Genomic DNA, 10513 nt, shown 5'->3' on the forward strand with positions numbered 1-10513 from the left:
TTGAAGCAGTGCCGTCTTTTTTTTTGTTTACACTATTTTATTCCACTATTAAACGTTTCACTTCTTTATTATTTCCATCAGAAACTTTTACTAAATAAATTCCTGCTTGCGGATTTGCTAATTGAATTTCTTGATTGAAAGTTCCATTGCTTGAATAAGATTGATCAAAAATCAATCGACCACGTAAATCATAAACAGCAATTCCAACTTTATCTGCTTGAACATTATTCATTTGAATTGAGAAATTACCTTTGGTAGGGTTTGGATACAATCCAAAATTTAAATTGCTATTATCTTCAATACTTGCCGGAGCATTTTCACTGCAAATAGTTAAACTCCAGCTATTAATTGCACCACCATCTGCATCAAATACATCTTGCACTCTAAGCGTCCATTGTCCTTGCGAATTTTGACCGTTTAAAGCAGAAAGAGGTTGTTGAGGAATAATAACCCCTGAAATGGCAGGATTAGCTTCACAAACTAAAACAACACCACTATCATCAAAAGTAGCCACTGCATCTGCATCTTCTTGATTAGGATTACATTCTCTGTTGATTAACTGTACTTGTGTTCCGGATGGACTGATTAAAGTTACAATCAAATCATTTATCCACGAATGAGAAATATTTAAATTGACTGAAATTTTTTGTATTATAACATTATCTATTGCCGGAATTGTCAATGTCGAATTTACTGTCGAAGTACCCGAAGACGGAATTTCAATAGGAACATCTGTTGAATCTACTGATCCACAATAGGTTGTAGAAAAAGTAAACGCAGAGGAATAAGCTCCTGAACAAGAGCTATTTCCTGGTGCAACTCTCCAATATAATGTAGAAGCGTTTGGCAAATCTGATGAAGAATAACTATTACTAGCTACTACATTTTCCTCTAAAATTGTTGAAAATGACGAATCTGTTGCAATTTGAATTGAATACGTAGTGGCATTTGGATCTGCAGACCAAACAAAAGGCACACCCGAAGGCTCTACTACTGCACCATTTGCAGGCGTTATTAATGTTAAAACATTAAAGTTACCACTTACAACGTCTAAATACATATTGACAGTTTTTGTAATTGCTCCGGAAGTTGCCGTTACAGCAATGGTGTGCAATCCAATTGGCGTTGTAATACTTGTGGTAACTTGCATTTGAATTGTTCCTTGTGCTGATGCAGATGCAGGTACGAAAGAGACTGTTGTTCCGGCAGGATTACCAGTTGCAGAAAAAGTTGAATTGGCACTAAATCCGGCAAATGTTTGATACGCTAAGTTATAAACAACATTACTTCCTTGGCAAACTGATTTATTTTGTTCTCCCACAACTCCATTAAAAGCAATCGCCATCATTGAAGTGGGAGCAGTTATTGAAAAACTTGTATTAGATACATCTAAAAATATATTTTTATGTCCTTTTACCATTATTCTATTGTTAGTTCCAACCGTATTAGGTACGGTGATAACTTCTGAACCATCATTAGGCACTTTGCTTGCTAACAAAACCGGAAAAGTTGATCCTCCATTTGTTGATAAATAAATATCAATATAAGGAGTATCTACTCCATTAGCAGTGGTGCCGGCAACATCCCAAGTAACCGTTTGATTTGAACCGGCGACCCAAGAAACATTTGTATTTGGTGCTGTTACCAAAAAAGGACCTGCATTTGCAACTGTTGTCACAGTCATATTTGTTCTGGCTGTTTGCCCTCCATTTGGTGTTGCATTGTCTCTAACAACCAAAGCAAACTTCATCGTTTTTGCGATAGATGGAACTACTTCCCATAAATTAGAAGTTCCTCCTGCTAAAATTGTGTTCATAAAAGGCATGTATCTATCTGTTCTAGATGAAGGAGCTCTTGAACGAAATCTTGGACCATTTGCATCATCGTCAGCGGTTGGGGGTTGAGTGGCAATTCCATTGTCTGTTTGTTCCCAACAATAAGTTAATGTGTTACCATTTGCGTCGGTTGCATTTCCTTCTAAAACAAAAGCTGTACTTCTTGGAATTGTATAATTTGGAATGGGTTGAATTACGGGTGCATCGTTATTGTTATTGATGTTGTTTGAACAATTGCCATTTCCGGAAACAAAATTATCCATTTGAGCTAAACTAACTGCGTGAAAATAGGAATCTGAATTATTTTGAACGTTTGGCGAACAAATACCAGCATAAGCCATGATTGTACTTCCGCTACCAGGTTCAATCGCTGTTGAATTAGTCCTGTTTCCGCTACAAGAATTGTTAAAAGTATGAGTAGCTCCAAATTGATGACCCATTTCATGAGCAACATAATCCACATCAAAAGGATCTCCAACGGGTGCAAACGAACCAGTAATTCCTCTAGCTTTACTTCCTGTACAGGGAGAGTTAAGCTGTGCCAAACCTCCGCCACCGGTGCTAACGGTATGACCGATATCATAATTTGCTATTCCAATAACTTGGTCAATTACTGATTGACTTTGACCTATTAAAACCTGTGCGTTATTGTTATCAAAATTGTCACTAGTTATAAATATAGCATCTAAATTATTTGGTACTAACTGCATGGTCAACGACATGTCTCTTTCATAAATTCCATTAACTCTCGTCATAGAAACATTCATTGCAGACAAAACTGCTGTTTTTCGAGTAGCTACGGGAGTTCCCGCTGTCATTCCGGCTGCTTGCCAATGAAATTGTGCATACTCGATGGTACATGCCATGGCTAAACGATAGGTTCTAAATATGCCGGTATTGGATTCAATACTGTTATTATTTCTTGGAGAAAAATGAATACCATCTACTTCTTCAGCAATTTCATCTTCAACCAAACAACTGAAATCTGAGCTGGATTGTATATTTTTTCTGGAGTAAACAATATATTGACTTAGATCCTTTGTATAGGTATCAATATAATTCACTTCACTATCTGCAGCAAAAAGCATGGCGTGAACACCAAATAGTGTTGTGCTGAATCGCACCATAGCCGTTTTGTTTTCCACTCCAATACCAACATATGACTTGATATCAGGAAATTGATCTTGCAAATCTGGATGCATTACAGAAGCTTCATAAATTCTGAAACTTTCAAATTCACCTGATGCTTGTGGGAAACTGACTATCACATTAGAAAGCGTGTTTGCCGTTTCTCTTTTAGGTGCTTGAAGTAATTCTGCTTTAAAACTTTGTAAATCTAAAGCATAAACATCAAACTTAGAAGGAATTGTTGTGCGTTGAACTCTTTGAATTGGTGAGACATTCTCGTTTGGCATCTTTTCCCAAAAGTTCTTTTGCGAATGGCTGACCAAGGAAATCAGTAAGCAAAACAATAAGAATAATATTTTTTTCATAAATTTTTTTTTGGGTTTAAAAATAATCAATTTTTTTGAAAAAAACCAAAAAAAAGACCGTCAAAATTGACGGTCTTTTACTATATTGACAAAAAGTGTGAATTTTATTCAACAATTACTCGTTTCACTTCTTTGCGATTACCATCGGTAACACTTAATAAATAGACTCCAGTTTGAGCATCATTTAACGTAATGTTTTGATTAAATGAATCACCTCCTCCAAATTGATTTTCATAGACCAAACGACCTCTCATATCATGAACAGAAACTGTTACATCGCCGGTAGAATTGCTAAATTGAACAGAGAAATCTCCTTTGTTAGGATTAGGATAAACTACAAAATCGTCAAATCCGAAATCAGGTGCAGATAATGTTATTTCCTGTGAACAAACTTCAATATAAAAAGAGTTAACCGTTCCTGTATCTTGAGCAAAATTATCATTTATACCAAAAATCCAATTGCCACCAGATTGTAATCCGTTAAAAACATTTAGAGTTTGAGCCGGTTGAAAAGTTCCAACAGTTGGTGAAGCACAAGCAAGAGTGGTGCCACTACCATCAAACACAACATTTAAATTTTGGTTTTCTGCACATTGTCTTTCAAACAAATTAACTTGATTGTTTCCAGGTCCTAACACAGCAATTAATAAATCTCCTAAATAAGAGTGCGTTACATTTACACCAATGTTTACATCACTAATCGTAACATTAGTTGGTATGTTAAGTGAAGCGGTTGTAAAAGTTGATCCGTTATCAGGAATTGCAAAAGGAGTAGTATAGTTATAAGTATTACATGTAGTAGTTACTGTATAACCAATTGAAAAAGGCGTGGTGTTTAAAGCATAATAAATGTTGCCCGTTGGTTTTATCATAATTCTACAAAATGGTGCAGCTACATTAGGCACCGTAATTGTATGCGAACCATCATTAGGAGTTCCAGATGCTAAAACAGTAGCAAACGTTTGACCGCCGTCTGTTGACAATAAAATATCTACATTGTTTGATCCTGTTAAACCAGTTGTGCCGTTAACATTCCAGGTAATAGTTTGTGTAGAGCCTTGTTCCCAAGAAATACCACTCGTATTTTGTGAAGTAACAGAAAATGGACCAATACTACCACTAGTAGTGATACTAGCCGATACTGTACTTGTTTGACCATTATTGGCAACATTGTCTCTTGCGGTTAACGTAAAGGCCATTGTTCGTTGAATAGTTAAAACAGATTCCCATGTTGTAGTTAAATTGTTATTTAATACCGAACTAAGTGCCGGCATATAACGCACCGGAGTGCTTACGGGAGGTAAAGATCTAAAGTTTGGCCCTGCTGGTTTAGTAGGATAACAAATACTGTTTGCCCCTGTAACTTGATTTGTGGCTGTATTATTTTGTTCCCAAGTAAAAGTTGCTCCCGGGTTATTGGTTGGATTTGTTCCTGTTAGAATAAAAGCAGTTCCATTTGGAATAGTCCAGTTTCCACCAGAAGTTATGGTTAAAGCAGGATTGCTTAATGGAGTGTTGTTTGCACACGCTTTGTTTGCTAAATTGTTTTGAATTTGTAAAATACTTCTATATGTAAAATAATCATCGCTATTATTTTGCACATTATTTTCCATAATTCCTGCGTAGGCCATAATGGTAGAACCACTTCCCGGCTCAACATTTACACCTGATCCTTCATTAATTTCAGAATATGTGTGATTTGCTCCCAATTGGTGACCCATTTCATGAGCTACATAGTCAATATCATAAAGGTCTCCAGCAGGAATACCATTTAACGGTGATGTATAAGCACTACCTTTTTGACCATTTACGCATACACACCCAATACATCCGGCGTTTCCTCCTCCACCTGTTGCTCCAAACAAGTGTCCAATATCATAATTTGCCTCGCCAATTACGCTTGTTAATGTGCTTTGAAGTTCAGCATTCCAATTATCTATTCCAGATGCTGGTGAATAAGGATCTGAACCTGCATTTGTATAAACAACTAAATTATTTGTTGCAATAATATTTAATCTTACCGCTAAATCTCTTTCAAAAACACCATTAACTCTCGTCATTGTGGCATTCATTGCTGCTAACGCTCCGGCAACAGTTCCGCCATGATAAGCACCATATTCACCTGTACAAGAAATGGCTAATCGGAAAGTTTTTAAAACACTGTTATTTGCCATTATTTCTTGATCACCAACTTCATCCGAAAGACGGTTGCTTACAGCATGATCTACTGTAGAACAAGTAAAAGGCATTTTTCCTTTTTGTCTGGATGACTCATATGAAGCATAAATCAATCCACTTTCTGAATAAGGTTCCATGAATTCATTTCTTTTGCCTGCTCTAAACACCATGGTTTGAACACCATTCGGGTCAATACTTAATCGAAGTTGAGCTTTTGGATCGTCAATCCCAATCCCGATATACGATCTTATTTCTGGGAATTGAGCTTGAAGTTCAGGGTCAAAATTAGAAGCTTCAAACATTTCAAATCGTTCCATTTCTCCTCTAGAATTTGGCAACGTAATGATTACACCTTCTTGCGATAAAAATCGATCAGGAGCAGCTGCCAAAGCAGCTCTAAACGCCTCAATATTGAGATTATACAAAGCAAAATCTGAAGGGAATGAATCTCTTTGGGCGGTTTTGTTAACCGCTGTAACATTTTCATTTACAGGGCTCCAAAAATTATTTTTTTGAGCACTCATGTCAAAAAAAGACATAACTGTAAACAAGGTTAATAGTATTATTTTTTTCATTTTTTGGAAATTAATTAGGCAACAAATATATCATATTTTTAATAATTCTAATTTATTTTTAATGATTTACATAATTTTTTAATTCTTTCAATTAGAATATTCTTATTAATTGTAAAGTTGTTGTATTTATTTTTATAATAATTAAATTTGTAAAAAAAATATCTTTGAAAACTTTTCAATCCATATACAACTTTAAACCTAAAAACAAAACAGTGTTAACACTGGGAACTTTTGACGGGGTTCATTTTGGACACAAAACAATTATTGAAAAACTACTACAAAATGCATCTTCTTCTTGTGAAAGTTTAGTGCTCACTTTTTTTCCTCATCCAAGAATGGTGCTGCAAGACAGCAGTGAAATAAAATTATTAAACACAATCGAAGAAAGAACAGAACTACTGGAAAAATTGGGTCTTGATAATTTAATTATCCATCCATTTGACCAAGCCTTTTCAAGACTAACCGCCGAAGAATTTGTTTCTACAATCTTAGTTAATCAATTTAACGTTAAAAAAATAATTATTGGTTATGACCATCGTTTTGGAAGAAATAGAACGGCAGACATTAATGATTTAATTGAATTTGGTGAAAAATATGATTTTGAAGTAGAACAAATTTCTGCTCAGGAAATTGATGAAGTTTCTGTAAGCTCAACAAAAATTAGAAATGCTTTAATGGAAGGTAATGTAAAATTAGCCAATGACTATTTGGGTTATTTTTATCTTTTAACCGGAACAATAACCCAAGGAAAAGGAATTGGGAGAACATTAGATTTTCCTACCGCAAATTTACAAATACAAGAATCTTATAAATTAATTCCTAAAAACGGTGTTTATATTGTTCAAAGTTGGATAGAAAATAAATTGGTTTATGGTATGATGAATATCGGATTTAACCCAACTGTAAATGGAGAATCCAAATCAATTGAAATTCATTTCTTTGATTTTGATAAAGATTTATATTCTAAAAAAATGCAAATTCAACTTTTAGATCGAATACGGGACGAAGTGAAATTTGAAAATGTAGAAAAATTAAAAGAACAACTTTTAAAAGATAAAGCTTTTGCAATTCACTATATAAACTCATTGTAATGCTAAAAAGAGCGTTTGAACCAATTGATAACTCACCATTAATTCTATTTAGGATTAGCCTAGGTCTTTTGATTACCGCAGAAAGCATTGTTTCCATTTTTACAGGCTGGGTTAAAAAAAATTTGATAGAACCCACAGTTTCCATTCCTCACATAGGTTTTGATTTTCTGGTTCCTCTTCCGGGCTATGGCATGTATGTCTATTTTGTTATAATGGGGATTTTGGGTATTTTTATTATGCTTGGCTACAAATATCGTTATGCAGTAGGATTATATACTTTGATGTGGACAGCTGTTTATTTAATGCAAAAAGCATCCTATAATAATCATTATTATTTGCTGATTTTAGTGTGTTTAATAATGCTCTTTTTGCCTGCTAATCAATATGCCTCAATAGATGCGAAAAGAAATCCATCCATACAAAACCTAACTATGCCTAGATGGTGTTCATGGGTTATGATTCTTCAAATGACGATAGTTTACTTTTTTGCCACCTTGGCTAAGTTCTATCCCGATTGGTTGAATGGCACATTTACAAAGATTTTGTTTTCAAGCCAATCTAATTTTCCTGTTTTAGGACCAATTTTCACAGAACATTGGTTTCATATAAGTATTGCTTATGCCGGAATTTTCTTTGATGGACTTATCATACCTGCACTTCTTTGGAAAAAAACCAGAAACATTGCCTTTTTGGCAAGCTTGGTTTTTCATTTATTTAATTCAATCACCTTGCAAATTGGAATTTTCCCCTATTTTGCATTGAGTTTTATTGTCTTTTTCTACTCGCCGGAAACCATTCGAACTATTTTTTTCAAAAACAAACCAATTCTTCAACCAGAAGATTTATCCAAACAATTTTCCTATTCAAAGGCAATTACTTATTTTTTTATACCCTTTTTTATTATCCAATTCATTCTTCCCGTCAGACATTATTTTATTAAAGGCGATGTGCTTTGGACAGAAGAAGCTCATCGGTTAAGCTGGCGAATGATGCTTAGACAAAAAACCGGTATTACAAACTTTAAAGTAGTCAACAAAAAAACAAAAGAAGAAATTCCTTATAACATTGTAGAAAAACTTACTCGAAAACAACTTGCATTAGTAACCAGTAAACCGGATGGAATTTGGCAAATGGCTCAACATATTAAAAAAGAATATGAAGCAAAAGGAATAGATGTTAGCATTTATATCGACTCTAAACTATCGGTCAATCATCATCCATATAAAACGTTTATCGATCCATCGGTTGATTTTGCACAAGCAAAATGGAACTATTTTGGCCATAATGAATGGATAGTTCTTTATGATAAAGAAGGAAATGTAATGCAGAAATAAATTTTAAAAAATCTACTGCTTTGCTTCTGATTCATCTAAAGAAATTAAGTACTTTTGACATATAATAAAATTTTATGAATACCACAAAACACAATTGGACGAAGGAGGAGATACTTGCTTTATATAACAAACCTTTGATGGATTTGTTGTTTGAATCTGCCTCAATACACAGAGCACATCATGACCCTAATGTAGTTCAAGTTTCAACGCTAATTTCTATTAAAACTGGAGGTTGTTCAGAAGATTGTGGCTACTGCCCGCAAGCTGCTCGCTACGATACTAAAGTGGAAGGAAATGATTTAATGAGTGTTCCACATGTTAAAGCACAAGCTTTACGAGCCAAAACATCGGGTTCTTCGCGTGTGTGCATGGGTGCAGCATGGAGAAACGTAAAAGATGGGCCGGAATTTGATCAAGTGCTTGAAATGGTTCGCACCATAAATAAACTTGACATGGAAGTTTGCTGCACGCTGGGCATGCTTACAGAAAATCAAGCTCACCGTTTGGCCGAAGCTGGACTATATGCCTACAACCATAACCTTGATACTTCTGAGGAATTTTACAAAGAAGTAATTTCAACCCGTGGTTTTGAAGACCGTTTGCAAACCATTAACAACGTTAGAAAAACAAACATAACTGTTTGCAGTGGCGGAATAATTGGAATGGGAGAAAGTATTGAAGATAGAGCAGACATGTTAGTGACATTATCAAATTTGAATCCGCAACCGGAATCCGTTCCAATCAATGCACTCGTTGCCGTTGAAGGAACTCCTATGGAAAATCAAAAACCTATTGAAATTTGGGAAATGATTAGAATGGTTGCCACAACTAGAATTGTGATGCCCGAAACACAGGTTCGTTTATCTGCCGGAAGAACAGAAATAAATAGAGAAGGTCAGGCAATGTGCTTTTTTGCCGGAGCAAATTCAATTTTTGCAGGAGACAAATTGCTTACCACTCCCAATCCAGATGTTAATGAAGACATGAAAATGTTTGAATTATTAGGTTTAAAACCTCAAAAACCATTTGAAAAAGGATTACAGCCCAAAACAGTTGAAGCACAAGATTCGCAACTACAAGCATTAGGCGAAAAACCAAAATGGACAAGACCGGGTCATACAATAGAACGTAATGTGGAAGTTTCAGTTAAAAGAAAGTAAATTTTAACTTTAATTACAAAAAATAATTATCCCTTTTTAAAATGCTCTTAACAATATTGTTAAGAGCATTTTTTATTATCGTTAATTCCCCACTAAGTCTATTTACCGCTAACCTATTTCAAGACCGAACAACTACCAAACAAAAAAAGCCTCCGATTTCTCGGAGGCTTCTCTTTATTTAACTCAGCAACTCAGTTGCCTTGTATCTTAGAAACTTATTGTTTCACCACACGTACCGTTTTGGTCTCTTCTCCTTGGGTTACAATCACGTTGTAAACTCCTGATGGATAACGATCTCCAAATTGATAGTTGGCTACTTCACTTGCATTTACTTCTTTTACTTCTAATAGTCTGCCTGCCATGTCATACACAGTTAAGCTTACTTTTTCTGTATTCGAAGTTTTTACATCAAGTGCAAAACTTGTAGCAAATGGGTTTGGATAAGCAATTGCTTTGAATTCTGTTGGTAATTCGCTGGCCACTGTTTCTTTCACTACTTCCGTTGGTCTAATGATAGCTCCACCACCTGGTACGGTAATGTTACAATCTTTTCCAAGGTAATAGAATCCGTAAACCAACGTCTCAACCATTACAGAATAGCTTCCGCCCGGTGTCAATGGTGACAAGGCATTAAAGTTGCTTAATCTAAACGTTCTTGTGCTCGTTGTGTACACTTGACTATAGCTTCCACCGTCTGTTAAAGTGAAACGGTATTGTGTTGCTCCTGATGTTGGAGTAGCATAAATTACCGTGTTCAAATTAGCCGGTGCTAAACCTGCCTCTGTTCCACATCCTTCTATTTGTGCCTCTGGGGCTATTGGACTAAATACAGAACATGCTGCTCCAT

The 10513-nt window shown here is 35.3% G+C and carries 6 protein-coding genes; 3 read left to right on the forward strand and 3 right to left on the reverse strand.

Going from position 1 to position 10513, the window contains the following annotated elements; all coding sequences use genetic code 11:
• Positions 1 to 37: 37 nt before the first annotated feature.
• Together AC23MC_RS13845 and AC23MC_RS13850 are read right to left on the reverse strand one after the other, a co-directional pair.
• Positions 38 to 3328, reverse strand: coding sequence for a zinc-dependent metalloprotease family protein (locus AC23MC_RS13845; protein WP_487568917.1), 3291 nt, complete (start codon positions 3326 to 3328; stop codon positions 38 to 40).
• A gap of 104 nt (positions 3329 to 3432) precedes the next feature.
• Positions 3433 to 6081, reverse strand: a complete 2649-nt coding sequence (locus tag AC23MC_RS13850; protein ID WP_487568916.1) for a zinc-dependent metalloprotease — start codon at positions 6079 to 6081, stop codon at positions 3433 to 3435.
• A gap of 164 nt (positions 6082 to 6245) precedes the next feature.
• Here AC23MC_RS13850 and AC23MC_RS13855 point away from each other — a divergent pair, with 164 nt between their 5' ends.
• The 3 genes from AC23MC_RS13855 to bioB all read left to right on the forward strand — a co-directional run bounded on the left by AC23MC_RS13855 (position 6246) and on the right by bioB (position 9666).
• On the forward strand, positions 6246 to 7172 hold the full coding sequence (locus tag AC23MC_RS13855; protein ID WP_487568915.1) for a bifunctional riboflavin kinase/FAD synthetase: 927 nt from the start codon (positions 6246 to 6248) through the stop codon (positions 7170 to 7172).
• A complete protein-coding gene (locus AC23MC_RS13860; protein WP_487568914.1) occupies positions 7172 to 8506 on the forward strand; it encodes an HTTM domain-containing protein in 1335 nt (444 codons plus the stop codon). The genes AC23MC_RS13855 and AC23MC_RS13860 overlap by 1 nt, the downstream gene beginning before the upstream one ends.
• A 74-nt stretch (positions 8507 to 8580) precedes the next feature.
• Positions 8581 to 9666, forward strand: a complete 1086-nt coding sequence (gene bioB / locus AC23MC_RS13865; protein WP_487568913.1) for a biotin synthase BioB — start codon at positions 8581 to 8583, stop codon at positions 9664 to 9666.
• 215 nt (positions 9667 to 9881) lie between these two features.
• Here bioB and AC23MC_RS13870 read toward each other — a convergent pair.
• Positions 9882 to 10513: T9SS type A sorting domain-containing protein (locus tag AC23MC_RS13870; RefSeq protein ID WP_487568912.1), on the reverse strand; the 632-nt coding region annotated here is incomplete at its 5' end.

The sequence above is a fragment of the Flavobacterium sp. T50_26 genome (assembly GCF_057652995.1).

What these genes read in the sequence shown, in the direction of transcription:
- AC23MC_RS13845 (WP_487568917.1), bottom strand. Translation starts at nt 3,328, where the DNA reads ATGAAAAAAATATTATTCTTATTGTTTTGCTTACTGATTTCCTTGGTC.
- AC23MC_RS13850 (WP_487568916.1), bottom strand. Translation starts at nt 6,081, where the DNA reads ATGAAAAAAATAATACTATTAACCTTGTTTACAGTTATGTCTTTTTTT.
- AC23MC_RS13860 (WP_487568914.1), top strand. Translation starts at nt 7,172, where the DNA reads ATGCTAAAAAGAGCGTTTGAACCAATTGATAACTCACCATTAATTCTA.
- bioB (WP_487568913.1), top strand. Translation starts at nt 8,581, where the DNA reads ATGAATACCACAAAACACAATTGGACGAAGGAGGAGATACTTGCTTTA.